Raw genomic sequence first — 25,408 nt, forward strand, 5'->3', positions numbered from 1 at the left:
AAGGAAAACATTATGTCTCAGTATTTAGAAATTGATCACGTTAGTATTGATTTCCCCACTAAAAATGGTCCTTTCCGAGCATTAAATGGGGTGGACTTGAAAATTGCAAAGGGTGAGTTTGTATCCTTAATTGGCCACTCAGGTTGTGGTAAATCTACGGTGTTAAACATTGTGGCGGGTTTATATAACGCAACAGAAGGTGGTGTGGTATTAGAAGGAAAAGAGGTATTTCAGCCTGGTCCAGACCGCGCAGTTGTGTTTCAAAACCACTCTTTATTGCCATGGCTTACTGCTTATCAAAATGTTGAATTGGCGGTAAAAGAAGTATTTAAAGGGCAAAAATCTAAGGCTGAAATGAAAGACTGGATTGAGCACAATCTAGAGCTTGTTCACATGAGCCATGCAGCGCATAAGCGACCAGATGAGATTTCGGGGGGGATGAAGCAACGTGTTGGCATTGCTCGCGCGTTAGCCATGCAACCAAAAGTACTGCTGATGGATGAACCGTTTGGCGCGCTCGATGCGCTAACTCGCGCTCATTTGCAGGACTCTTTAATGGAAATCCAGCAAGAGTTAAACAATACGGTAATCATGATTACTCACGATGTAGATGAAGCAGTATTGTTGTCAGATAAAATTGTGATGATGACTAATGGACCAGCGGCAACCATTGGTGAAGTGCTTGATGTTAAACTTGAGCGACCGCGTGACCGAGTTGCGCTCGCTGATGATCAAGAGTACAACCATTATCGTTCGCAAGTGCTTAAGTTTCTTTACGAGCGTCAGCGTAACCCGGCACAAGCTACAAAGAAAGCTAAACCAAAGTTGGTTAAATCCGGTGAAGCCGCGTAATTATTACTGTTTAAACCGTTGTTACTGAGTTTCTTTCTAACTAAAAAGGCCACTACTTATAGCAGGGCGGGAGCATACTTTGATGGATTTATAACCCAAAGAAGACTCTTGCCCTATAATCATCGTTCCAACCCGCTTTCTTCAGCTTCACTTTTTGGCTCGGCGCACCACATTCGCATTGCTTGAGCATATTCATCACAAAACGTCTAGATAACGCAATGTTTTCAACGGCACCATCTAAAGTAATACGAGAGCTATCTTCTTTAAAAACAACATCTAAAACATAATGTTGGCTGTTCTCAATCCGCCAATGCTGGCGAATATAATGGCCCAGTAGTTTGTGGTTTGGCGACAAAGAACTAATGTAGTAAGAGGTATCTACAGTACCTTTACCATTGATCACACGATGGCGTTCCACTGCTATGATGCTTCTTATCGTCGGCCATTTCTTCGCCAATTCGTCGGGCAATTTGGCCTTTATCTGAAATACGTATCGCTCTTCGCTGCGACCATGTTTTTTCTCTTTGACCTCGGTGACTATTTTCTCTTTACCTGCATCAAAAATCGCTTGGAACTGCTCCACAACAGCCGCTCTAAGCTTGGGCTGATTATTCTTAACCTGGACAACAACATGCGCTTGTTTTTCTTTGATTTTTTCTAGTGTTTCACGCTGGCAATGCAGTGCATCAACCGTGACAACACTACCCTTTACATTAATGACATCAAGCATTTGACGAACAATGCTTATTTCACCATTTTTAGTCTCAGTCGGCTTTTGGCTTAGAACGAGGCCACGCTCGGTGTCGTAAGCCGTGACCAACTGCAATGCTGTTTTCCTGTCGTTACGATAGGAGCCCCGTAGAACCTTTCCGTCAAAAGCGATAATGGGTTTGTTCTGAGTAGTTCGTTGTTCGTTAATCCAAAGAGCCAAAGCTTCAAGCAAAGATTCCGCAACAACGGAACGCAAGATGCGAGCTATCGTGTGTCTTCGAGGGATGCCATGCTCGAATGGTCGATATTTTCTTAACCAGTCGAGTTTTTCTTCTCCAAAAAATTCAATGTCTTGCCAACCTTCGCATCCCGATGCGATAGCGCTGATCACAAGGAACATAACATCAATAAGGTTGTGTTTCTGGTTGATGTCCGATCGAGTATCTTCTACAACAGATAAGTGTTCAATAAGGTTCAAAATGACTGTGCTGCTGAGGGTTTGGCACAATTAGATCATATTAGTTAACAAAGTGCGATCCCGCCCTGCTACTTATAGGTAGTGGCCTTTTTAGTACGAGCGCTCTCAATAGAGCAAGTCACCTGAGCTTGGGATAATAAAACTATCTCGCCAGAAACATGAAGCTAGATTAAGTACTGGGTTGTAGAATTCTCGTCACTTTCTTATTCCGAGTTCAGGTTAAATAGGTTTTTAAGCACTTTAGGCTGATATTTAGGCTAAACCTCGTTTTATATAGCTTGCTTTGCTATAGTCGAGCCACAAATTAAGACGGGTGTGGCCAGTTTCAAAGGAGAATAAACATGTCGCAAGTTAGAGTGGCAATTGTTGGTTGTAACGGAAGAATGGGTAAGAATTTACTCGAAGCAGTAAATCAAAGTTCGGCCACAACCTTAGGTGCGGCAACAGAACGCCCTGGTTCAAGCTTAATCGGTGTTGATGCTGGTGAGCTAGCGGGTTTAGGCAAATTGAATATCGCCATTGTGGATAACATTGAACAAGCCAAAGATGATATCGATGTAATTATTGATTTTACTGCACCTGTTGTTACTTTGGTTCATGTTGAGTGGGCGCGCGCCAACAATAAGAAGATGGTTATTGGTACCACCGGTTTTAGTGATGAACAAAAGCAGCAGTTAAAAGATGCAGCCGAAGATATAGCTATTATGTTTGCGCCCAACATGAGTGTTGGCGTTAACCTAGTATTTAAGCTTTTAGAAGTCGCCGCTAAAGTGATGGGCGATTACACTGATATCGAGATTATTGAAGGCCACCATCGCCATAAAGTAGACGCTCCTTCAGGAACGGCCTTGGGTATGGGAGAGGCGATTGCCGATACGCTGGGGCGTGATCTTAAAAAAGTAGCAGTATATGGCCGCGAAGGCATTACTGGCGAGCGTGATAGAGATACCATTGGCTTTGCTACCATTCGCGCCGGTGACTTAGTGGGTGAACATACCGCGATGTTTGCTGATATTGGTGAGCGCGTAGAGATCACGCATAAAGCATCGAGTAGAATGACCTTCGCTAATGGCGCAGTACGTGCGGCATCTTGGTTACAAGACAAGCCTAATGGTTTATTCAACATGCGAGATGTACTCGGTTTGAATGATTAATAAATAAGCTTTATTAATCTTTATTGCTTTTTATAAATAAACGTCGCAATGCGACGTTTTTTATTCCTTAAATTTTACATTAGTATTTTATCCCGATAAAACTATTGAAAGCGTTATCAAGAGTTTTTTTGAAAGCGTTTTCAAGGATTATGTTCTTTGAGCGGTCTCACAAAGCCTATAAAAAATACAGTAATGTGACATTGTGTTACTCAAAGTTACGTTGTCGTCACAGTCCTTTTGGTCTTGAACCCCTAACTTATGTGCATCTCGTCCAATGGAAGGCGAGAGCAAATAAAACCCAAACATAAAAACAGTAATTTACTGAATATCGGTTCAGTAAAAGGAAAGGAAAGGCTGACATGGATATAAAAATTAGTAGGCTAGCTAAGCTTACCATGCCATTCGTAGTAGCAGTTGCAATTACAGCTTGTGGCAGTAGCAAAACAGAAATTGTACCGGAGGTACAAGAGCCTTCGGTTTCAGTGCCAGAAGTAGTTGAAACTGATCCCGTAATTGTTTTACCTGGTGCAGCACCTGCACCTTCAGCGGAACAGTTTGGATTTAGTTACGTGGCCGAAGTTGCTAATGGAGCTTCAGCCCAAGTAGCACTTAGTGCCCGAGCGACAGAATATAATGCTTGGGTTTTGCAATGTGCTGATAGCTCTTATACAGCGGAAGGAAATGATGACTTTGGTCCTTCTTGGCTTATTAATGTAAGTGAGCTTGATACATGTACGGATTTCAAAGTTCTTGACGAGAATCTAGAAGAAAAGGCCTCATTTACTGCTAGCGCAAGCTTAGCGGGTAAAAACGTTGGTATTGCAGAAGGAAGCAGTGACCTGATTGAGGGCTCAAGAGGCGATTTATTGTTAACTGGTCAAGGCCTGCCTCAAGCTGGTACTGATGTTGTATTACCTGAAGTAGAGGCTCCAGGAGATCATGAAGCTGCAAGTAGCGGTCAAATAGCATTACAGATTTATGATCCAATGGGTGATTTTGCAGATGATTATGACTCAATGAACCTTCATCTTTGGAAAGATGGATGTGATAATTCTCCGTTAAGTGACAGCATTCTAAATAACGGGTGGGATGATGTAAGTGTTACCCCTGATACTTCAGATGAGTTCGGTCCTGTATGGTATTTACCTATTGATGCCGACGAAGGCTGCTTCAATGTTATTTTCCGTACTAACGAAAACAAAGATAAGTTAATTGGCGATGACCTAAGAATTGATGTCGCTACAATGGGCGAAAATCGTTCAATTACCTTTATGCCTAGTAACAGTACTCAGTTTGCTAGTCGAGATGTTGCATTTGAAGAAGCGGGTCCTTCTGCTGGATTTGAGGTCAATACTATTGGTGCAATCATGCTAGATGATAAGACCATCGCCTGGAGAGGTGGTGATGGAGCATCTATGGTTCAGTTGATGTTTACCCATGATGGCGAATTCTCTGTTTCCGATGGTGTAGTTAGTGGGTCATCGATAGTTTTGTCTGGTAGCACCTTATCTGATGAACAGAAAGCGAAATTTCCACATTTAGCTAATTACCCAGCATTCAGCTTACCAAGCCTTCCTGAGTCAATTTCTTTATCAGATATATTAAAAGGCAGCGTTGTTGCCATAGCTTCTGATGAAGCTGGTGAAATGCGTTCTGTTACGGCTGTTCAATATGCGGGAGCTCTAGATGCATTGTATGCTGAAGCAGCTACTGAACTAGAATTTGGTGCGGTTGTTGGAGCAGATCAAACAACTTTCCGAATTTGGGCTCCGACGGCGACAAATGTTGAGTTAGTTTTATATAACAATGACAAAACAGAACGTGAACGCATCCCAATGGTTGAGGATAAAGCTTCAGGTAGTTGGAGTGTAAGCTCAGCTAATGGAGATGTAGATCGTAGCTATTACCGTTACGCTTTAACTGTTTTTAACCCAAGTAAGCAAAAAGTTTATGGTTATGAGGTTACTGACCCTTATTCGCTAAGTTTGTCGATGAACTCTTTATACAGCCAAGTTGTAGATTTAGATGCCGATGATCTAAAACCAGCAGGATGGGATTCTTTAGAAGCTCCGCATTCTCAGTTGGGTAGTGATTTGTCCGATATGATTATTTATGAAGCTCACGTACGAGACTTTTCTTCATTAGATGTTAGTACTGAAAATAAAGGTAAGTACTTAGCATTCACTGAAGAAGGTACTGTACCAACCGAGCATTTGAAATCACTGAGTGAGGCAGGACTAACACATTTACATTTAATGCCGGTATTTGACCTAGCAACAATTAACGAAGATCCTGCAAAAGTTGCAAATATCGATGATGCCTTTAGTAAGTTGTGTTCTGTTAACCCAGCAGTAAATGAGTCAGAATTTTCTTCTTATTGTGGTAGCGGACAAACTTTAGCCGAAGTATTTGCTGAGTTAAGCGATGAAGACGGAATAGAGTCGCCAAAAGTTCAAGCTCTTAATGAGTACGTTCGTGGTGTAGATAGCTATAACTGGGGCTATGATCCTTATCATTTCAACGTGCCAGAAGGCTCTTACTCAACCAACGCGGAAGGCACAGCTCGTATTTTAGAATTCCGTGAAATGGTTAAGTCGGTTAAAGAAACACTCGGGTTAAATGTAGTTGTAGACGTGGTGTATAACCATACTAATGCATCTGGTCTAAATGATAAGTCGGTTCTAGATAAAGTAGTTCCTCTTTATTATCAGCGCTTAGTTCCTGACACTGGCATGGTCGAAACTTCGACATGTTGTGACAATACTGCTCCTGAGCATGCAATGTACGCCAAGTTTATTGATGATTCTCTTGAGCTTTGGACAGAGCAATACAAAATCGACGCATATCGTTGGGACTTAATGGGGCACCATCCTTTAGAGCAAATGATTGGTACATTAGAGGCTGCTAGAGCTGTTAATCCAGAAGTTTACTTTTACGGTGAAGGTTGGAACTTCGGTGAAGTTCAAGATGACCGCCGTTTCGTTCAAGCTACTCAGAAAAATTTGGGCGGCACTGGTATAGGGTCTTTCTCTGACCGTTTACGTGATGCGGTTCGAGGCGGTAGCCCATTTGATGAAGCTGACGGTATCAGAGCTGCTCAGGGCTTTGGTAATGGAGCTTATGTGTTGCCAAATGAATTAGTTTCCTTAGAAGGTGAAGCTAATGAAGATGGTCAAACTCCAGGTGATATTGAAAAGGCTAGAGCGTTACATCAAGCAGATTTAACTCGTTTGGGAATGGCGGCTAACCTTAGCGATTTCTTGATGATGACTAAAGATGATGTAGCCATGTACGGCAGCAGTGTTGATTATAATGGTCAAGAAGCTGGTTACGCTGAAGAACCTTGGGAAATACAAAACTATGTATCAAAGCATGATAACCAAACGCTTTGGGACATTAACATGTACAAAGTGTCACATGAAGCTAGCGCTGAAGACCGCGTTAAAATGCAGGGGGTAGCTTTATCAACAGTGATGCTAGGTCAAGCTATTCCATTTACTCACATGGGTGTTGAGTTGCTACGTTCTAAATCTATGCAGCGGGATTCATATGATTATGGCGATTGGTATAACAAGGTTGACTTTACTTTAGCGGACAACAACTGGGATAAAGGTCTACCTGCAGCAGACAAAGATCAGGCTAACTATGCCACTATCGCTGGTGTGTTAACTGATAAAGCGCAACCTGCAGCAATTGACATGATGAACTCTGTTGATGTTTACAAAGAGTTGCTTCGTTTACGTAAAGCTTCACCTTTGATGACGCTACCTAGTGGTCAAGAAATCATTGACCGAGTTGACTTCCGAAATGTAGGGTCTAGTCAGACACCTGGTTTAATCGTTATGACAATTGATAATGGTTTAACTCAAGAAACAGACTTAGATGCTAATTTAGACGGCATTGTTGTCATTGTGAATGCTACCCCTGAATCTCAGATGGTAAACAACTTTATTGATGGCGAAGGGGCTCCAATTGTTCTTGCTAACCTTGAATTGAGTGATGCTCACTCAGATGCAAACTCAATTGCTGGAGACGCAAGTTTTGCTGACGGTAAGTTTACCGTTCCTGCTTGGTCATCAGCCGTATTTAATATGGTTCGAGATGGCGAGCGTGGTATGGGTCTACCACAATCTGATAAAGGTGATGTACCGCCAATGGGACTAGCTAAAGTCTATGTGGCTGGTGGTATGAACGGGTGGACAGTAGATGGCACAGAAGCTAGTTATAGCGGTGATGGCATCTATTCAGCAGACGTTGCGTTGTTAGAGTCTCAAGAATACAAATTCACGTTAGGTGATTGGGGTTTAGCGAATTGGGGCTGTGGCGCAAGCAATTGTGCTGTTAACTTTACTCAAGCTGGTTACTACACATTAAGTTTAGATGCGACTGATTCTGCTAATCCTGTTGTTCAAGAGGAGGTGCTAAAAGAAGCGTTTGCTGATATCGCTATGCATATGCCTGGAAGCTTAAATGAATGGTCTCACAACGCTCAATCTTCTATGACATACGTAAATGGTGCTAGCTACACAATTACTTTCACAACGGACTCGGCCGTTAGTTTCAAAATTACTGGCAGTACTTGGGGAACTTACGAGCATGGATATGCTGATGTGAATGTTGCTGAAGGTTCTTTGGCGTTAGCTGATGATAGCGGTAATATTCAATTTACCCCTGCAGCAGCTGGAACTTATGTTCTTACTTTTGATTTAGTTAGTAAAAACATTTCAGTTAACCTACAGCAGTAAGTAGTTAGTCACTTATATAAAGCCGCTCATACCAGAGCGGCTTTTTTATTTAGCGTCTTCAGTAGCTGATATGCTTTACAATTAGCGTAAACTTCTAGTCCTTTCCTATCCAAGGAAACATTATGTTTTGAGGGGTTTCTTCTTAAACTGGACCATAAAGCTTGTTTTTATAAGTTTGTATAAAAATTGATAGACCTTTTTCAATATCTCTTCTATAATCCGCGGAATTTGCCAAAATTTTATCGTATTGGGCTAAAGTTTACCCTTTAGTTCAACTTTGTCGTGTCGACAGTTCTTTGTTAGGAGGTTGCCTTGAGCAAATCAGCGCTGCTGGTATTAGAAGACGGTACCGTGTTCCGTGGAACCGCAATCGGAGCCAATGGTTCTGCCGTTGGAGAAGTTGTTTTTAATACTTCGATGACCGGATACCAAGAAATTTTAACTGACCCCTCATATGCTCGCCAAATTGTCACCCTCACTTACCCCCATATCGGAAACTACGGAACCACCCCAGAAGATGAAGAATCGAATGCTATCCACGCTTGTGGTCTAGTTATTCGTGATTTGCCTTTGGTGGCGAGTAATTTCCGTAGCCAACAAAGCTTAAGTGAATATTTGGAAGCAAGAAACGTAGTAGGTATTGCGGATATAGACACCCGCAAGCTAACGCGTATTCTTCGTGAAAAAGGTGCGCAAGCGGGTTGTATTGTAGCGGGTGAAGATTTAGATGAAGCGCAAGCTTTAGCTGAAGCGAAAGCCTTCCCCGGCTTAAAAGGGATGGATCTCGCCAAAGAAGTTACCACGGCTGATACTTACACTTGGGCGCAGGGCTCTTGGGATCTTAAAGCTGGGCTTCCTGCCGATAGTGAAGACAGTAAGTTTCACGTAGTTGCTTATGATTTTGGTGTTAAACGCAATATTTTGCGTATGTTAGTGGACCGTGGTTGTAAACTAACCGTGGTTCCGGCTAAAACATCAGCTGAAGAGGTACTTGCCTTAAACCCTGATGGCATCTTCTTGTCTAATGGCCCTGGCGACCCAGAGCCATGTGATTATGCAATCGCAGCTACCAAAACCTTCCTTGAAACAGATATCCCAGTATTTGGTATTTGTTTAGGTCACCAAATTCTCGCTTTAGCCAGTGGTGCTAAAACAGTGAAAATGAAATTTGGCCATCACGGCGGTAACCATCCGGTTAAAGATATCAAACATGACCGCGTAATGATTACTGCGCAAAACCATGGTTTTGCAGTAGATGAAAAAACCTTGCCAGAAAATCTAACAATGACTCATTTCTCATTGTTCGATCAAAGCTTGCAAGGCATTCATCGTACAGATAAGCCAGCGTTTAGCTTCCAAGGACACCCAGAAGCCAGCCCTGGTCCGCATGATGCAGCGCCATTGTTTGACCACTTCATTGAATTAATTGAGCAGCGCCTTAACGGCCAAGCGTAGGTAGAGAGCAGCAGAACTTATGCCAAAACGTAGTGATATAAAAAGTATTCTAATATTGGGCGCAGGCCCAATTGTTATCGGCCAGGCTTGTGAATTTGACTATTCTGGCGCTCAGGCTTGTAAAGCCTTGCGTGAAGAAGGTTACCGAGTCATCTTGGTTAACTCTAACCCCGCTACTATTATGACTGACCCAGAGATGGCTGATGCAACTTACATCGAGCCAATTCACTGGGAAGTGGTAGAGCGAATTATTGAAAAAGAACGCCCAGACGCAGTATTGCCAACCATGGGTGGCCAAACCGCATTAAACTGTGCGCTAGAGCTTGAAAGCAAAGGCGTGCTAGAGAAATACAATGTTGAAATGATTGGTGCGACGGCTGATGCGATCGATAAAGCAGAAGATCGTAATCGTTTCGACCAAGCAATGAAAAGCATTGGCTTAGCTTGTCCAAATGCGGGCATTGCTCACTCAATGGAAGAAGCCTACGGCGTATTAGAAGAAGTTGGTTTCCCATGTATTATCCGACCTTCTTTCACTATGGGCGGCACCGGTGGCGGTATTGCTTATAACAAAGAAGAGTTTGATGAGATTTGTGCCCGCGGCCTAGATCTTTCACCAACCAGCGAGCTGTTGATTGATGAAAGCTTAATCGGTTGGAAAGAGTACGAGATGGAAGTGGTACGTGATAAAAACGATAACTGTATTATCGTTTGTGCCATCGAAAACTTCGACCCAATGGGTGTACACACTGGTGACTCAATTACTGTAGCACCAGCGCAAACCTTGTCAGACAAAGAATACCAATTGATGCGTAATGCATCGCTTGCAGTTCTGCGCGAGATTGGTGTTGAAACAGGTGGTTCTAACGTACAGTTTGGTATTTGTCCAAATACTGGCCGTATGGTTATCATCGAGATGAACCCGCGAGTATCTCGTTCATCTGCACTAGCATCTAAAGCGACTGGTTTCCCAATTGCTAAAATTGCAGCTAAATTGGCAGTAGGCTTTACCCTTGATGAATTGCAAAACGACATTACTGGTGGCCAAACACCTGCTTCGTTTGAGCCTTCAATCGACTATGTTGTAACAAAAATCCCTCGCTTCAACTTCGAGAAATTTGCTGGTGCTAACGATCGCCTAACCACTCAAATGAAGTCGGTGGGTGAAGTTATGGCGATTGGTCGTAACCAACAAGAGTCACTACAAAAAGCCTTGCGTGGTTTAGAAGTGGGTGTAGACGGCTTCGATCCAATTGTTGACCTAAATGCACCTGATGCAATGGAAACCATTCGTCACGAACTACAAAATGTCGGTGCAGACCGTATTTGGTATATCGCTGATGCTTTCCGTGCAGGCATGTCTGTTGAAGATGTATTTGCCTTAACCAATATCGATCGCTGGTTCTTGGTACAAATCGAAGACATTGTATTGTTAGAAAACCAAGTAGCTAAAGACGGCGTAGCCAGTTTAGATGAAGTAACACTACGTAAGCTAAAGCGTAAAGGTTTCGCCGATGCTCGTTTAGCTAAATTAACCGGTGTATCGGATAAAGAAATCCGTAAGTTACGCCATCGTTTAGAAGTGCTGCCAGTATACAAACGAGTGGACACCTGTGCCGCTGAATTTGCTACCGACACAGCTTACATGTATTCAACTTACGATGAAGAGTGTGAAGCTCAACCATCTGATAAGAAGAAAATCATGGTGTTGGGCGGCGGACCTAACCGTATTGGTCAAGGTATCGAGTTTGACTACTGTTGTGTACACGCTGCGCTAGCGATGCGTGAAGACGGTTACGAAACCATTATGGTTAACTGTAACCCAGAAACCGTTTCAACAGACTATGACACCTCAGACCGTTTGTACTTTGAACCGGTAACGCTTGAAGACGTACTAGAGATTGTGCGTGTAGAACAGCCAACCGGTGTTATTGTTCAATATGGTGGCCAAACACCACTTAAGCTGGCGCGTGAATTAGAAGCGGCTGGCGTGCCAATTATTGGTACGTCTCCAGATGCGATTGACCGCGCTGAAGACCGTGAACGTTTCCAAGTTGCAGTTGATCGCTTGAAGCTTAAGCAACCAGAAAACGATACAGTTTCAACTACAGAAGAAGCTGTTATCTCAGCAGAGCGTATCGGTTATCCATTGGTTGTTCGTCCATCTTATGTACTAGGTGGCCGTGCAATGGAAATTGTTTACGATGAGCAAGATTTACGTCGCTACTTTAAAGAGGCTGTAAGTGTGTCTAACGACTCACCGGTTCTTTTAGATAGCTTCCTAAATGATGCGGTTGAAATTGACATCGATGCTATCTGTGATGGCAAGGATGTGGTTATCGGCGGCATTATGGAGCACATCGAGCAAGCGGGCGTTCACTCTGGTGATTCGGCCTGTTCATTGCCTGCTTATACGCTAAGCCCACAAATTCAAGATCGTATGCGTGAGCAAGTTCGTGCGCTAGCCTTAGAATTAGGTGTAATTGGTTTAATGAACACCCAGTTTGCAGTTAAAGATGACGAGATTTACTTAATTGAAGTAAATCCACGTGCTGCACGTACTGTACCGTTTGTATCTAAGGCTACCGGTGTGCCTATTGCCAAGGTGGCAGCACGCGTAATGGCGGGTATTTCTTTAGCCGAGCAGGGAATCACAAAAGAGATTATTCCACCGTTTTACTCGGTTAAAGAAGTGGTATTACCGTTTAACAAATTCCATGGTGTAGACCCAATCTTAGGCCCAGAAATGCGCTCTACCGGTGAAGTGATGGGAGTAGGTGATACGTTTGCTGAAGCCTACGCTAAAGCTGAACTAGGTATTGGTAACGATGGCCCTAAAGGTGGTCGAGTATTGCTATCGGTTCGTAACTCAGATAAGAAGCGTGTAGCAGAGCTAGCTGCTAAGTTGCTTGAACTTGGCTACGAATTAGATGCTACTCACGGTACCGCAGTTGCTTTAGGTGAAGCAGGCATAAACCCTCGCTTGGTGAACAAGGTTCATGAAGGTCGCCCGCATATTCTTGACCGTTTGAAAAACGGTGAATATAGCTACGTGATTAACACTACTGAAGGTCGTCAATCTATTGAAGATTCACGTCAATTGCGTAGAGCTGCGTTAGCGCAAAAAGTTAATTACACGACTACGCTTAACGGTGCCTTTGCGACTTGCCAGGCTCATAATGCTGATGATCGCGGCACTGTGACTTCTGTTCAAGATTTGCATAAACGTATCAGCTAATTGGCGAATATCGTTATAAGCAAAGTGGTGAAGAGCTTCACCGCAGCGTAAAATAGCGTTACACTGCAATTATTAGTACAAGTAAATTTGGCTGTCATCGACAGCCAAATTTTTTTCTGTTTTTCTAGTTTTGTTGAGTTATTAAGTATGAAACCAGTTCCTATGACGGTGCGTGGCGAAACGCAATTACGTGAAGAGTTAGAGCATTTAAAAACAGTGGTTCGTCCAAAAATTATTGACGATATCGCGGTAGCTCGTGAGCATGGCGATCTTAAAGAAAACGCTGAATACCACGCTGCACGAGAGCAGCAAGGTTTTTGTGAAGGGCGTATTCAAGATATTGAAGGTAAGTTAAGTAACGTTCAAGTTATTGATGTGACCAAAATGACCAACAACGGTAAGGTGATTTTCGGTTGTACAGTTACCTTGTTAAACCTTGACACAGATAAAGAGGTGACCTATTGCATTGTGGGTGATGATGAAGCCGACATTAAGCAAAATCGTATTTCGGTCAACTCGCCAATTGCTCGTGGACTCATTGGTAAAAACGTAGAAGATGAAGTCACTGTGGTTACACCAGGTGGTGAAGTTGAGTACGAAATTGTAGCGGTTGAATATATTTAGATTCAGAACTTGTTAAAAAACGCAGCGTTATGCTGCGTTTTTTATTGGAGAAACACCTTGTTAGCGATAGATTACGCAAAGTATGACGCCTTCATTTTTGATATGGACGGCACCTTAGTTGACTCAATGCCTGCACACTTAGCAGCTTGGGAAGAAGCCTTAAACAAGCAAGGTTTGCCTGTTCACATTAATTTTGTAGCAGACCGCGGCGGTATGCCAACACTCAAAATTGCAGAACAATATCAGCAACATTACCAAGTAGATATCGACGGCCCAAAGCTATTGAACGATAAACGCGCGGGGTTTGATGCGTTGTGGCATAAGGTTGAGAGGATACCTGCAAGCTGTGAGGTACTGGCTGAATTCGCAAGCAGCAAAAAGCTGGGTTTAGGCACTGGCGCTGAACGCGTTAACATGGATCGAATTACCAATAATCTTAAGCTTACTGACTATTTTCAGGCTATGGTGTGCGCTGAAGACGTGGCTGCGCACAAGCCGGAACCGGACACCTTTCTGCAAGTAGCGCAACGTTTAAACGTTGAGCCAAAGCGCTGTTTAGTGTTTGAAGACACTCCTTTTGGTATTCAAGCCGCGCATAATGCGGGAATGGATTGTGTAGTTGTGAAAAATTTCCAATTGGCTGAGTTTTTGCCCTTGGCATAAGGTTGGTTTAAAAGACTGCTAAAAAGTGATTTCGTTTGGTTATTCTGTTGGTTTATTTTAGATATGCAGATGATTAATTGTTTGCCAAGTTGATGTTTGTTATAGTCTAAAACTTCACCATGGATTGGTTGTTTATTAACTGATTTAAAGGTGATTTAATGTCGATAGCAATAACTTCTAACTCAACGCATGCGTACCTGCCTTCTGCCGCTTCTACGCCAAGCTCAATTGCTAGCACCACAAATAAGCCTAGCTATGGCGATATTGTTGATAAAATCTCCGATAAATATGATCAATTGTCTCCAGAAGAACAGCGTAATGCGCGCTTATATGTTAGTGGAGAAGTTGAGAGCTATCAGCAAAAGCAACAAGCGGAAATAGATGCTAAGCGTAACGTTGTTGTTGGCGTTTCAGCAGTTAATCATCAGCAAAACTTATTAGATATTTACTATACCAGCTCTACGGGTAACGAAACCAAAAGTAGTGAAAGCAACCCGGTAAGTTTTAAAGCTTTAGAAAGCATTAACAGTAATTTAGAGCAACAAAAGCAAGTTAATCAACAATTAGCGATTGCTGAGTTTTATGCCAAGTATGGTGGTAGTTCAGGTTCAGAGCCTCAGCCGGAGCCCTACCAGCCAATTTCTATTGCAGTTTAGATATAAAAAAAAGCGGCTAAAGCCGCTTTTTTTATTTGCGTGGTAATTCAATCTTTTTATCTTCACTCGGGCGATAGATAATTAATATATGGCCAATCACCTGAACCTTTACCGCTGAAACTTTATCTACAATGGTATCGGCAATAAGCTGTTTCATTTCACGATCATCGGTAGCAATTTTTACCTTAATCAATTCATGATGAGCAATGGCGACTTCTATTTCTGCCAAAATTCCTTCGGTCAATCCATTTGAGCCAAGCATTACCACTGGCTTTAGGTTATGAGCCAAGGATTTCAGGTGCTGTTTTTGTTTGTTAGTTAGTTGCATGAAACTTTCTGCTTACTCGGGGTTGAAAAAATCACATTCTAGCGCCATCTAAACACTAATACTATTTTATAATCATGATACCGTGCGGTTTTGTAACTATAGTGGAAACTATTTGTGACCAATAAAAAACATACTGCCAGCTCTAAGCGCTGGTTAACTGAACATTTTGACGACCACTATGTGCAAAAAGCCCAAAAGCTTGGCTTGCGTTCAAGAGCGGTATTTAAAATTGAAGAAATTCAAAATAAAGACAAGTTGTTAAAACCGGGCATGACTGTGGTAGACCTTGGCGCTGCGCCTGGTGGTTGGTCACAATACTGCGTGGAGCAAGTGGGTTTAGATGGTCATGTGATAGCTTGTGACATTCTACCTATGGACCCAATCGCTGGCGTGGATTTTCTTTGTGGCGATTTTCGCGAAGAAGAAGTGCTAAACGCTTTGCTTGAGCGAGTAGGTGAGAAGAAAGTGGATGTTGTGTTGTCAGATATGGCACCCAACATGAGTGGCAACAATAATGTTGACCAATCACGTGCAATGTATTTAGTTGAACTAGCATTAGATATGTGTCGTGAAGTGCTTGCGCCAAAAGGCAGCTTCGCAGTAAAGGTATTCCAAGGCGAAGGCTTTGATCAATATCTCCAACAAGTACGTTCTATGTTTACCAGTGTGAAAACTCGTAAGCCAGATTCCTCAAGGGCTCGCTCTCGAGAAGTCTATATAGTGGCTAGTGGCTTTAAACTATAGTACGCTAGATAATAATTCTTATTTAAAAATAACCGGTGAGGTTTTCGTCTTGAGTGACATGGCAAAAAATCTGATTCTGTGGCTGGTAATAGCTGTGGTTTTGATGTCTGTATTCCAAAGCTTTAGCCCTGATTCAAGCAGTGGTCGGCAAATGGACTATTCCACCTTTGTAAAGGAAGTGAATCAAGAACAGATCCGAGAAGTGCGTATTAGTGGGCAAGATGTTAAAGGCATCAAGCGTACTGGTGAGCAATTTAGCACTATTATTCCCTTGCACGATAAAGACCTGCTTAATGATCTTATCAACCACAATGTAAAGGTGTTGGGTGAGCAACCAGAAGAGCAGGGTTTACTAACCTCTATCTTTATCTCTTGGTTCCCAATGCTATTGCTTATTGGTGTATGGATATTCTTCATGCGTCAAATGCAAGGTGGTGGTGGTAAAGGCGCAATGTCTTTTGGTAAGAGTAAAGCCCGCTTGATGAGTGAAGATCAAATTAAGACCACTTTCGCGGATGTGGCTGGTTGTGATGAGGCTAAAGAGGAAGTGGCAGAGTTAGTTGATTACTTGCGTGATCCAACTAGGTTCCAAAAGCTCGGCGGCAAAATTCCTACTGGCGTACTCATGGTTGGTCCCCCTGGTACCGGTAAAACCTTACTTGCTAAAGCTATCGCTGGTGAAGCTAAAGTACCGTTTTTTACTATTTCTGGTTCAGACTTCGTAGAAATGTTCGTAGGTGTTGGTGCTTCACGTGTTCGTGACATGTTTGAGCAAGCTAAAAAGTCTGCACCGTGTATTATCTTCATCGATGAAATTGATGCGGTAGGTCGCCAACGTGGTGCTGGTTTAGGTGGTGGGCACGACGAGCGTGAGCAAACACTAAACCAAATGCTAGTTGAAATGGATGGTTTTGAAGGTAATGAGGGCATTATTGTTATTGCTGCAACTAACCGTCCAGACGTATTAGACCCAGCATTACTTCGTCCTGGTCGTTTTGACCGTCAGGTAACGGTTGGCTTACCAGATATTCGTGGTCGAGAGCAAATTCTAAAGGTACACATGCGTAAAGTGCCTTTAGGTGATGGTGTAGATGCCGCTGTTATTGCACGCGGTACACCGGGTTTCTCTGGTGCAGATTTAGCTAACTTAGTTAACGAGGCAGCATTGTTTGCCGCTCGCGGTAGCAAGCGCACCGTATCGATGGAAGAGTTCGAAAAAGCTAAAGACAAAATCATGATGGGCGCCGAGCGTAAATCGATGGTGATGACTGAAGCCGAGAAAGAGATGACGGCCTACCACGAAGCTGGCCATGCAATTGTTGGTCGTTTGGTTCCAGAGCATGACCCAGTTTATAAGGTGAGTATTATTCCACGTGGTCGCGCTTTAGGTGTAACAATGTACTTGCCTGAGCAAGACAGAGTCAGCCATAGCAAACAGCATTTAGAAAGCATGATATCTAGTCTGTACGGCGGTCGCTTAGCTGAACGTATTATTTACGGTGATGAGAAAGTGTCAACTGGTGCCAGCAACGATATTGAGCGAGCTACTGAAATAGCACGTAAGATGGTTACCCAATGGGGCTTATCAGAGTCGATGGGGCCATTGTTATATGCCGATGAAGAAGGCGAAGTATTTTTAGGGCGCAGTGCTGCTAAAACTAAGCATATGTCTGATGATACTGCTAAGGCTATAGATTTAGAAATTCGCTCGGTCATTGATCGTAACTACCAGCGCGCTGAATCTTTGTTAACAGAAAATATGGATATACTTCATTCAATGAAAGATGCATTGATGAAGTATGAAACCATTGATGCAAGACAAATTGACGATTTAATGGAGCGGAAAACTCCTCGTCCACCGGCTGATTGGGATGATTCAGACAAGCCAACACCCCCTGAATCGAATGACAAAGGCGATGAAGCTAAAGCTGACGACGCAAAAACTGATGCACCTGAGCCACCTAAAACCATAGGTGAAGACCCTGCTCAGTAAGGCTTAAATTAAGTTGTTAGCCCTGTAAGTCGCTTACAGGGCTTTTTTGTAAGTAAAGAAAATGACAATTGCATTCAATATTGGTACTCATCAATTCAAACGCCCGGTGATTATGGGCATTCTTAATGTTACGCCAGACTCTTTCTCCGATGGTGGCTCTTATGTTTCCCATGAGCAAGCGCTGGCACGTGTAGAACAAATGCTTGAGGAAGGCGCTGATATAATCGATGTGGGGGGAGAGTCGACCCGACCTGGCGCTGATGAAGTTTCATTAACCGAGGAACTGCAACGAACCGTTGGTGTGATTAAGGCTATTAAACAGCGTTTTGATTGCTTGGTTTCGATAGATACCAATAAAGCTCAAGTGATGCAGCAAGCTGTTGCAGCAGGCGCTGATATCATTAACGATGTTTGCGCCTTAACAAATCCAGGGGCGCTAGGGGTTGCCGTTGATTCAGGGGTGCCTGTGTGCATTATGCATATGCAAGGCAAACCCAGAAGTATGCAAGCTAACCCTCAATACAATAATGTCGTGAGCGAAGTAATTACTTACTTAAAGCAACGAGTTGAGAGCTGTGTAGCGGCAGGCATTGTTGAATCGAATATAATAGTTGACCCTGGTTTTGGTTTTGGTAAAACTCTTGACCACAATTTTCAGCTACTTGCTCAATTAAATGAGTTTAAGCAGCTCGGCTTGCCTATTTTGGCGGGCGTCTCCCGCAAGAGCATGTTTGGTAAGCTGCTGGGTAAATCTCCAGATAGTTTAATGGCAGCAAGTGTGGCTGGTGCTGTATTAGCTGCGCAGCAGGGAGCACACATATTTCGTGTACATGACGTTCAAGAAACGGCTGATGCACTAAAGGTTTATTCAAAAGTACAGATGAGTAAGTAATGACAAGACGATATTTTGGCACGGATGGTGTTCGCGGTAAGGTGGGTGAGTACCCAATCACCCCCGAGTTCGCTTTAAAACTAGGATGGGCAGCCGGTAAGGTCTTGTCGAGCACAGGAACACGTAAAGTATTAATTGGTAAAGATACTCGTATCTCCGGCTATATGCTGGAATCTGCTCTAGAAGCAGGTCTTTCTGCAGCGGGTGTTCAAGCCAGCTTTGTTGGGCCTATGCCGACCCCAGCAGTTGCCTACCTAACTCGTACTTTTAGGGCTGAAGCGGGCATTGTGATTAGTGCCTCTCATAACCCTTATTACGACAATGGCATTAAGTTTTTCTCTGCTAATGGCACTAAGCTACCCGATGAAGTGGAATTAGCGATTGAAGCTGAATTAGATAATCCAATGACCTGTGTAGATTCGGCTGCATTAGGTAAAGCTCGCCGAATTGAAGATGCTGCAGGCCGTTATATTGAGTTTTGTAAAAGTACTTTTCCAAATAAGTTCAATTTATCCGGTCTTAAAATTGTGGTTGATTGCGCACATGGTGCCACTTACCACATTGCTCCAAAAGTATTTAGTGAATTGGGCGCAGAAGTGATAGCCATCGGTAACCAGCCAGACGGCCTGAATATCAATGAGAAATGTGGTGCTACAGATACCGGCTTATTAGCTGAACAAGTTTTAGAGCACAAAGCGGATCTCGGAATCGCACTAGATGGTGATGGTGACCGCGTCATGATGATTGACCAACATGGTGTGCAAGTTGACGGTGACGAAATTCTTTATATTTTGGCCAAAGACGCAAAGTTAAATAACCATTTAAGCGGCGGTGTTGTTGGCACATTAATGAGTAATTTGGCTCTAGAGCAAGCCTTTGCCGAAATGGATATTCCATTTAGCCGGGCAAAAGTTGGTGATCGCTATGTTATGGAGCAATTGTCTGAGCGCGGCTGGACTTACGGCGGCGAAAACTCTGGTCACATTATTTGCCTGGGTCATACCACAACCGGTGATGGTATCGTTGCTGCATTGCAGGTTCTAGCTGCTATGTTGGCACAAAAACAGAGTTTGCGAGGTCTACTAAGTGATTTAACGCTTTATCCTCAACTACTGGTCAATGTGCGCTTTAAAGGTGATAGCGATCCATTAAGCAGTGACTTAGTGAAAAAAGCTCAAGCCAAAGCCGAGAATCAACTAGGTGACTTTGGCCGAGTATTGCTACGTAAATCAGGTACAGAGCCATTACTGCGCGTAATGGTTGAAGGGGCGGATTCTGCTCTAGTAGAGCAATGCGCTAACGAAATCGCTGATGCTGTAAGAGCTGCTTGCAACTAAAGCGAACAATAATTAAACGGTTGAACACAGAGTAGAAGTTTTTTTAGCTTGGCGCTTGTATTAGTGGCAGAGGTTCGCTAATATTCGCCCGCTTTGGTGACTTGTGTTTCACTAAATGACGGTCGGATTAAAGACCGACCCACACTTAGGTGAAAGAGAATGTACGAGATTTTATTAGTAATTTATTTAGTTATTGCGCTGGCTTTAATCGGTTTAGTGTTAATTCAGCAAGGCAAAGGTGCCGACATGGGCGCATCTTTTGGCTCTGGCGCATCGAACACAGTATTTGGTTCTTCTGGTTCAGGCAATTTTTTAACTAGAGCAACCGCTATTTGTGCAACGTTGTTTATTGTAATCAGCTTGGTGTTAGGCAACCTTTCAGCTAAACACACTCAGCAAGTTGATGAATGGAGTGATTTGTCTCAGCCTTCAGCTGAACAAGTGCTTCAAGATGCTGACGTTCCAGCATCACCAGCAAACCCTGGTAGCGACGTACCGAACTAATTTTAGCCGAGGTGGTGGAATTGGTAGACACGCTATCTTGAGGGGGTAGTGTCCTATGGACGTGCGGGTTCAAGTCCCGCTCTCGGCACCAATAGTTATTTTTGCATCCTGTCAGAGTGATTGATATAATCCTCGGCAATCGGACGCGGGATGGAGCAGTCTGGTAGCTCGTCGGGCTCATAACCCGAAGGTCGTCGGTTCAAATCCGGCTCCCGCAACCAACTATCAAATACTTAGGTAAGCGATAGTGTTAAAGGCTCAGAAATTTTAAAGCCCCGCTTCATCGGGGCTTTTTGTTATTTTCTCGCCGCACCTTAGGTGCTAGAACTGGGCTTTACGCCCTTTTTTTGTTTCTGGAGGGGAACCTTGGCAACTGTAGAACAACGATTAACTGATATGCTTACTCCGGCGGTTGAAGCGCTGGGTTTTGAGCTCTTAGGTATCGAATATGTTAGTGCTGGTAAGCACTCTATCGTGCGTTTGTTTATTGACCACGAAAACGGCATTAATGTCGACAATTGCGCCGACGTAAGTCGACAAGCTAGCGCTATTTTGGATGTTGAAGATCCAATTAGCACAGAGTACAACCTAGAGGTGTCATCTCCTGGTTTAGAACGCCCTCTTTTTAAAGCGGAACACTATCAACGTTTTATTGGTGAGATTGCTTTTTTACAGGTACGTATGCCGGTAAATAATCGCCGCAAATGGCAGGGTGAAATTATTGCTGTTGAAGACGACACTGTCGTGTTAGCAGTAGACAAAGAACAACATCGGATTGCGCTAGGTAATGTACAAAAGGCGCATCTGGTTCCCCAGTTTGACTAAAGAGGGTCAGGAATGAACAAAGAAGTCTTGTTGGTTGTTGATGCGGTATCGAACGAAAAAGCTCTACCGCGTGAAAAAATCTTTGAAGCTATGGAAATTGCTTTAGCTACAGCAACCAAGAAAAAGTATGAAGGCGATATTGAAGTTCGCGTTGATATCGATCGCAAAGACGGTAGCTTTGATACCTTCCGTCGCTGGATGGTCGTAGAAAACCAAGAAGCGATTGAAAATCCCTACCGTGAAATTACTTTAGAAGCAGCCCAATACGAAGAGCCAGAAATTGAACTTGGTGATTATGTTGAAGAGCAAATTGAATCGGTAGTGTTTGACCGCATTACTACGCAAACTGCTAAGCAAGTTATCGTGCAAAAAGTACGTGAGGCAGAGCGCGCACAAGTTGTTGAACAATATTTTGACCAAGTGAATGAATTGGTAACGGGCGTCGTTAAAAAGGTAAGTCGTGAAAATATCATTGTTGACCTAGGTAACAATGCTGAAGCGGTTATTCATCGCGAAGAATCTCTTCCACGTGAAGCCTTCCGCCCAGGTGATCGTGTTCGTGGTTTGCTATACGAAGTGAAACCAGAAGCACGTGGCGCTCAGTTATTTATGAGCCGTACTCGCCCAGAAATGCTGATTGAGTTGTTCCGTATCGAAGTACCGGAAATTGCTGAAGAGATGATAGATCTTAAAGCTGCTGCTCGTGATCCAGGTTCTCGCGCAAAAATTGCAGTGAAAAGTAATGACCGTCGTATCGATCCGGTTGGTGCTTGTGTTGGTATGCGTGGTGCCCGCGTTCAAGCCGTTTCTGGTGAACTTGATAACGAACGTGTAGATATTGTGCTGTGGGACGATAATCCAGCTCAGTTTGCTATTAATGCGATGGCACCAGCAGAAGTGGCTTCAATCATTGTAGATGAAGATAGCCATTCTATGGATATTGCTGTTGAAGCAGATAACCTTGCTCAAGCCATCGGTCGTAACGGTCAAAACGTACGTCTTGCTTCTCAACTTACCGGTTGGGAACTTAATGTAATGACCGTAGAAGATGCAAATAACAAACACCAAGCTGAAGCTCAAAAGGCTATCGATACCTTTGTTAAATATTTAGACATTGATGAAGAGTTCTCAACGGTGCTTGCAGAAGAAGGTTTCACTTCTTTAGAAGAGATCGCTTACGTACCGGTAAGTGAACTTTTAAGCATTGATGGTCTAGATGAAGATATCGTTAATGAGTTGCGCGAGCGAGCTAAAGCAGCGTTAGTCACTGAAGCCTTAGCTAAAGAAGAGTCTTTAGAAAACGCCGAACCAAGTGAGGAGCTACTTGCTCTTGAAGGTATGGAACGCCATTTAGCGTTTGTATTGGCAAGCAAAGGTGTTGTTACCTTGGAAGATCTTGCTGAGCAAGGTATAGATGAGCTAGAAGATATTGAAGAATTGTCGGAAGAGAAAGCCGGCGAACTGATTATGGCCGCCAGACAGATTTGCTGGTTTGGCGACGAAGAATAAGGTCGACGGAGGACAATAGCCCGATGACAGAAGTTTCAATTAAACAACTCGCGACCGACGTGGGAACAAACGAAGATAAATTAATTCAGCAATTTGCAGATGCTGGTATTAAAAAGTCTTTAACTGACAATGTTACTCAAGAAGAGAAAACTAAGCTTCTTGAGCATCTAAAATTACAGCATGGCGAAGAAAGCTCGCCAAGCCGCATGACCTTAAAGCGTACAACCAAGAGCACCTTAAGTGTGTCTGGTACTGGCGGTAAGTCTCGCGCAGTTCAAGTGGAAGTGCGTAAGAAAAAAACTTACGTTAAGCGTAGTGCGGTAGAAGAGCAAGCTAAGCAAGAAGCTGAAGAAAAAGCACGCCTAGAAGCTGAAGAAGCTGCACGTATCCAAGCTGAAGCTGCTGCGAAGAAAGCCGCTGAAGAGAAAGCTAAGCGTGAAGCGGAAGAGAAAGTGAAGCGCGAAGAAAAAGCGGCAGCTGCGGCCGCCGCGGCTAAAGCTAAAGAAGCTGAAAAACAGTCTGACGCAGAAAAATCTCCTGAGCAATTAGCCGCCGAGAAAGAAGCTGCCGATATCTTACGTAAACAAGAAGAAGCGGCAATAGCTAAAGCTGAGGCTGAAGCTGAGAAAAAAGCCGAAGAAGCGAAGAAGCTAGCAGAAGAAAATGCCGCGCGTTGGGCCGAAGAAGAAAAAGCCCGCAAAAAGCGTGAAGAATCTGCCGATTACCACACGACAACCTCTACTTATGCTCGTGCTGCAGAAGATGAGCAAGAGCAAAAAGCTGAAGCTCCTCGCCGTAAGAAGCGTAAGGCTAAGCAAAACGACGATAACAATAACAATCGTCGTGGTGGCCGCAAAGGTAATAAGCGTCAAGTTGCTACCCCAACTACCATGCAGCATGGCTTCAACAAGCCTGCTCAACCGGTAGAGCGTGAAGTACGTATTGGCGAAACTATTTCAGTTGGTGAGTTAGCTAATAAAATGGCGATTAAAGCCACTGAAGTGATTAAAGCAATGATGAAAATGGGCGCAATGGCGACCATTAACCAAGTTATTGACCAAGAAACCGCAACCTTGGTTGCAGAAGAGCTTGGCCATAAAGTGGTTCTAGTTAAAGAAAACGCGCTTGAAGAACAAGTAATGCAAGAAGCGGAATCAACCGGTGAGCAAACAACTCGTGCACCAGTTGTAACTATCATGGGGCACGTTGACCACGGTAAAACCTCGCTACTAGATTATATTCGTCGCGCTAAAGTTGCCGATGGTGAAGCAGGCGGTATTACCCAGCACATTGGTGCTTACCATGTTGAAACTAACGACAACATGATCACCTTCTTAGATACTCCAGGACACGCTGCGTTTACCTCTATGCGTGCTCGTGGTGCTAAAGCAACCGATATTGTTGTATTGGTTGTGGCTGCCGATGATGGTGTAATGCCTCAAACTATTGAAGCTATTCAGCACGCCCGTGCTGCGCAGGTGCCATTAGTTGTTGCGGTAAACAAAATCGATAAAGAAGCTGCCGATCCTGATCGCGTTAAAACTGAACTATCGCAACACGATGTGATTCCAGAAGACTGGGGTGGCGATGTGCAATTTGTTCACGTATCAGCGAAAAGTGGTGAAGGTATTGATGACTTATTAGAAGCGATTGTGCTTCAGTCTGATGTACTAGAACTTACTGCTAGTCATGTTGGCGCAGCATCTGGTGTGGTAATCGAATCTCGTCTTGATAAAGGTCGTGGCCCAATTGCTTCTATTCTTGTACAACACGGTCAGCTGCAAAAAGGCGATATCATTCTATGTGGTCTTGAGTACGGACGTATCCGTGCTATGAAAGATGAGAATGGTAAAGACATCGAGTCTGCCGGTCCTTCAATCCCTGTTGAGATTTTAGGTCTGTCGGGCGTACCGCAAGCCGGTGACGAAGCGACTGTTGTTCGTGATGAGAAGAAAGCCCGTGAAGTTGCACTTTACCGTCAGGGTAAATTCCGTGATGTTAAATTAGCGCGTCAGCAAAAATCTAAACTTGAAAACATGTTTGCCAACATGGAAGAAGGTGAAGTTCAAGAGCTTAATATTGTACTTAAATCTGATGTACAAGGTTCACTTGAAGCGATTGCTGATTCTCTGTCTAAGCTTTCAACTGATGAAGTTAAAGTGAACATTATCGGTCGTGGTGTTGGTGGTATTACCGAAACTGATGCAACACTAGCCGCAGCGTCTAACGCTATCGTACTTGGCTTTAACGTTCGTGCCGATGCAACCGCACGTCGTATCATCGAAACCGAAAGCGTAGATTTACACTATTACAGCGTAATCTACGATTTAATCGATGAAGTTAAGAGTGCGATGACTGGCCTGCTTGCTCCAGAATTTAAACAACAAATTATGGGCTTGGCTGAAGTTCGTGACGTATTTAAGTCTCCTAAACTTGGCGCAATTGCAGGTTGTATGGTACTTGAAGGTCAGGTTAAGCGTTCTAACCCAATTCGTGTTTTACGTGATAACGTGGTTATTTATGAAGGGGAGCTAGAGTCACTTCGCCGCTTTAAAGATGACGTAAACGAAGTTCGTAACGGCATGGAATGTGGTATCGGCGTGAAGAACTATAATGATGTTCGTGCTGGTGACCAAATCGAAGTATTTGAGATTGTTGAAGTTAAGCGTAGCTTGTAAGCTCGCCACTTAATTAATCTCT

Annotated in this window: 18 protein-coding genes and 2 tRNA genes; 18 read left to right on the top strand and 2 right to left on the bottom strand. The window is 43.5% G+C overall.

Annotated features, from left to right (window positions below):
- The first annotated feature begins 12 nt into the window (after window positions 1-12).
- Window positions 13-852: an ABC transporter ATP-binding protein gene (locus tag K5L93_RS15645; protein ID WP_220720672.1), complete on the top strand. Its 840-nt coding sequence runs from the start codon at window positions 13-15 to the stop codon at window positions 850-852.
- Window positions 853-940: 88 nt separating this feature from the next.
- Here the strand turns inward: K5L93_RS15645 and K5L93_RS15650 are convergent, their stop codons facing one another.
- Window positions 941-2,041 (bottom strand): ISAs1 family transposase, encoded by a 1,101-nt coding sequence (locus tag K5L93_RS15650; RefSeq protein ID WP_220721412.1) that lies wholly within the window; start codon window positions 2,039-2,041, stop codon window positions 941-943.
- A 341-nt stretch (window positions 2,042-2,382) separates the two neighbouring features.
- Here K5L93_RS15650 and dapB point away from each other — a divergent pair, with 341 nt between their 5' ends.
- The 7 genes from dapB (at window position 2,383) to K5L93_RS15685 (ending at window position 14,576) form a co-directional block, all read left to right on the top strand.
- The gene (gene dapB / locus K5L93_RS15655; RefSeq protein WP_220720673.1) at window positions 2,383-3,195 is read left to right on the top strand and encodes a 4-hydroxy-tetrahydrodipicolinate reductase; all 813 of its coding nucleotides are present in this window, start codon (window positions 2,383-2,385) and stop codon (window positions 3,193-3,195) included.
- Between the two features lie 359 nt (window positions 3,196-3,554).
- Window positions 3,555-7,940, top strand: a complete 4,386-nt coding sequence (gene pulA, locus K5L93_RS15660; protein ID WP_220720674.1) for a pullulanase-type alpha-1,6-glucosidase — start codon at window positions 3,555-3,557, stop codon at window positions 7,938-7,940.
- Between the two features lie 312 nt (window positions 7,941-8,252).
- The gene (gene carA, locus K5L93_RS15665) at window positions 8,253-9,395 is read left to right on the top strand and encodes a glutamine-hydrolyzing carbamoyl-phosphate synthase small subunit (protein ID WP_016402388.1); all 1,143 of its coding nucleotides are present in this window, start codon (window positions 8,253-8,255) and stop codon (window positions 9,393-9,395) included.
- 19 nt (window positions 9,396-9,414) lie between these two features.
- Window positions 9,415-12,633, top strand: a complete 3,219-nt coding sequence (gene carB, locus K5L93_RS15670; RefSeq protein WP_220720675.1) for a carbamoyl-phosphate synthase large subunit — start codon at window positions 9,415-9,417, stop codon at window positions 12,631-12,633.
- A gap of 147 nt (window positions 12,634-12,780) precedes the next feature.
- Window positions 12,781-13,257 carry a transcription elongation factor GreA gene (gene greA / locus K5L93_RS15675; RefSeq protein WP_220720676.1) on the top strand — a complete coding sequence of 159 codons (477 nt, stop codon included), beginning with the start codon at window positions 12,781-12,783 and terminating at the stop codon, window positions 13,255-13,257.
- Between the two features lie 57 nt (window positions 13,258-13,314).
- A complete protein-coding gene (locus tag K5L93_RS15680; RefSeq protein WP_220720677.1) occupies window positions 13,315-13,920 on the top strand; it encodes an HAD family hydrolase in 606 nt (201 codons plus the stop codon).
- Window positions 13,921-14,078: 158 nt separating this feature from the next.
- A complete protein-coding gene (locus K5L93_RS15685) occupies window positions 14,079-14,576 on the top strand; it encodes a hypothetical protein (RefSeq protein ID WP_220720678.1) in 498 nt (165 codons plus the stop codon).
- 31 nt (window positions 14,577-14,607) lie between these two features.
- Here K5L93_RS15685 and yhbY read toward each other — a convergent pair whose 3' ends face one another.
- Window positions 14,608-14,904: a ribosome assembly RNA-binding protein YhbY gene (gene yhbY, locus K5L93_RS15690; protein ID WP_016402383.1), complete on the bottom strand. Its 297-nt coding sequence runs from the start codon at window positions 14,902-14,904 to the stop codon at window positions 14,608-14,610.
- 114 nt (window positions 14,905-15,018) lie between these two features.
- Between yhbY and rlmE the strand changes: the two genes are divergently transcribed.
- From rlmE to infB, 10 genes are all read left to right on the top strand, one after another.
- Entirely contained in the window at window positions 15,019-15,648 is a 630-nt protein-coding gene (gene rlmE / locus K5L93_RS15695; protein WP_016402382.1) for a 23S rRNA (uridine(2552)-2'-O)-methyltransferase RlmE, read from the top strand.
- Between the two features lie 49 nt (window positions 15,649-15,697).
- Window positions 15,698-17,641, top strand: a complete 1,944-nt coding sequence (gene ftsH, locus K5L93_RS15700) for an ATP-dependent zinc metalloprotease FtsH (protein ID WP_220720679.1) — start codon at window positions 15,698-15,700, stop codon at window positions 17,639-17,641.
- A 61-nt stretch (window positions 17,642-17,702) separates the two neighbouring features.
- Window positions 17,703-18,533, top strand: coding sequence for a dihydropteroate synthase (gene folP, locus K5L93_RS15705; protein ID WP_220720680.1), 831 nt, complete (start codon window positions 17,703-17,705; stop codon window positions 18,531-18,533).
- Window positions 18,533-19,870 (top strand): phosphoglucosamine mutase, encoded by a 1,338-nt coding sequence (glmM, locus tag K5L93_RS15710; RefSeq protein WP_220720681.1) that lies wholly within the window; start codon window positions 18,533-18,535, stop codon window positions 19,868-19,870. The genes folP and glmM overlap by 1 nt, the downstream gene beginning before the upstream one ends.
- 159 nt (window positions 19,871-20,029) lie before the next feature.
- Window positions 20,030-20,374: a preprotein translocase subunit SecG gene (gene secG / locus K5L93_RS15715; protein WP_220720682.1), complete on the top strand. Its 345-nt coding sequence runs from the start codon at window positions 20,030-20,032 to the stop codon at window positions 20,372-20,374.
- Between the two features lie 5 nt (window positions 20,375-20,379).
- A tRNA-Leu gene (locus K5L93_RS15720) sits at window positions 20,380-20,465 on the top strand.
- A gap of 53 nt (window positions 20,466-20,518) precedes the next feature.
- Window positions 20,519-20,595 (top strand) — tRNA-Met (locus tag K5L93_RS15725).
- 145 nt (window positions 20,596-20,740) lie between these two features.
- Window positions 20,741-21,199, top strand: coding sequence for a ribosome maturation factor RimP (rimP, locus tag K5L93_RS15730; protein ID WP_016402377.1), 459 nt, complete (start codon window positions 20,741-20,743; stop codon window positions 21,197-21,199).
- A gap of 12 nt (window positions 21,200-21,211) precedes the next feature.
- On the top strand, window positions 21,212-22,708 hold the full coding sequence (nusA, locus tag K5L93_RS15735) for a transcription termination factor NusA (RefSeq protein WP_220720683.1): 1,497 nt from the start codon (window positions 21,212-21,214) through the stop codon (window positions 22,706-22,708).
- Between the two features lie 23 nt (window positions 22,709-22,731).
- Window positions 22,732-25,386 carry a translation initiation factor IF-2 gene (gene infB, locus K5L93_RS15740; RefSeq protein ID WP_220720684.1) on the top strand — a complete coding sequence of 885 codons (2,655 nt, stop codon included), beginning with the start codon at window positions 22,732-22,734 and terminating at the stop codon, window positions 25,384-25,386.
- Window positions 25,387-25,408: the final 22 nt, after the last annotated feature.

The sequence above is a fragment of the Agarivorans litoreus genome, assembly GCF_019649015.1.
Lineage (GTDB): Bacteria > Pseudomonadota > Gammaproteobacteria > Enterobacterales > Celerinatantimonadaceae > Agarivorans > Agarivorans litoreus.

Coding starts and splice junctions, on each gene's coding strand:
- K5L93_RS15645 (WP_220720672.1), top strand. CDS start 13: ATGTCTCAGTATTTAGAAATTGATCACGTTAGTATTGATTTCCCCACT.
- dapB (WP_220720673.1), top strand. CDS start 2,383: ATGTCGCAAGTTAGAGTGGCAATTGTTGGTTGTAACGGAAGAATGGGT.
- pulA (WP_220720674.1), top strand. CDS start 3,555: ATGGATATAAAAATTAGTAGGCTAGCTAAGCTTACCATGCCATTCGTA.
- carB (WP_220720675.1), top strand. CDS start 9,415: ATGCCAAAACGTAGTGATATAAAAAGTATTCTAATATTGGGCGCAGGC.
- greA (WP_220720676.1), top strand. CDS start 12,781: ATGAAACCAGTTCCTATGACGGTGCGTGGCGAAACGCAATTACGTGAA.
- K5L93_RS15685 (WP_220720678.1), top strand. CDS start 14,079: ATGTCGATAGCAATAACTTCTAACTCAACGCATGCGTACCTGCCTTCT.
- yhbY (WP_016402383.1), bottom strand. CDS start 14,904: ATGCAACTAACTAACAAACAAAAACAGCACCTGAAATCCTTGGCTCAT.
- folP (WP_220720680.1), top strand. CDS start 17,703: ATGACAATTGCATTCAATATTGGTACTCATCAATTCAAACGCCCGGTG.
- glmM (WP_220720681.1), top strand. CDS start 18,533: ATGACAAGACGATATTTTGGCACGGATGGTGTTCGCGGTAAGGTGGGT.
- secG (WP_220720682.1), top strand. CDS start 20,030: ATGTACGAGATTTTATTAGTAATTTATTTAGTTATTGCGCTGGCTTTA.
- nusA (WP_220720683.1), top strand. CDS start 21,212: ATGAACAAAGAAGTCTTGTTGGTTGTTGATGCGGTATCGAACGAAAAA.
- infB (WP_220720684.1), top strand. CDS start 22,732: ATGACAGAAGTTTCAATTAAACAACTCGCGACCGACGTGGGAACAAAC.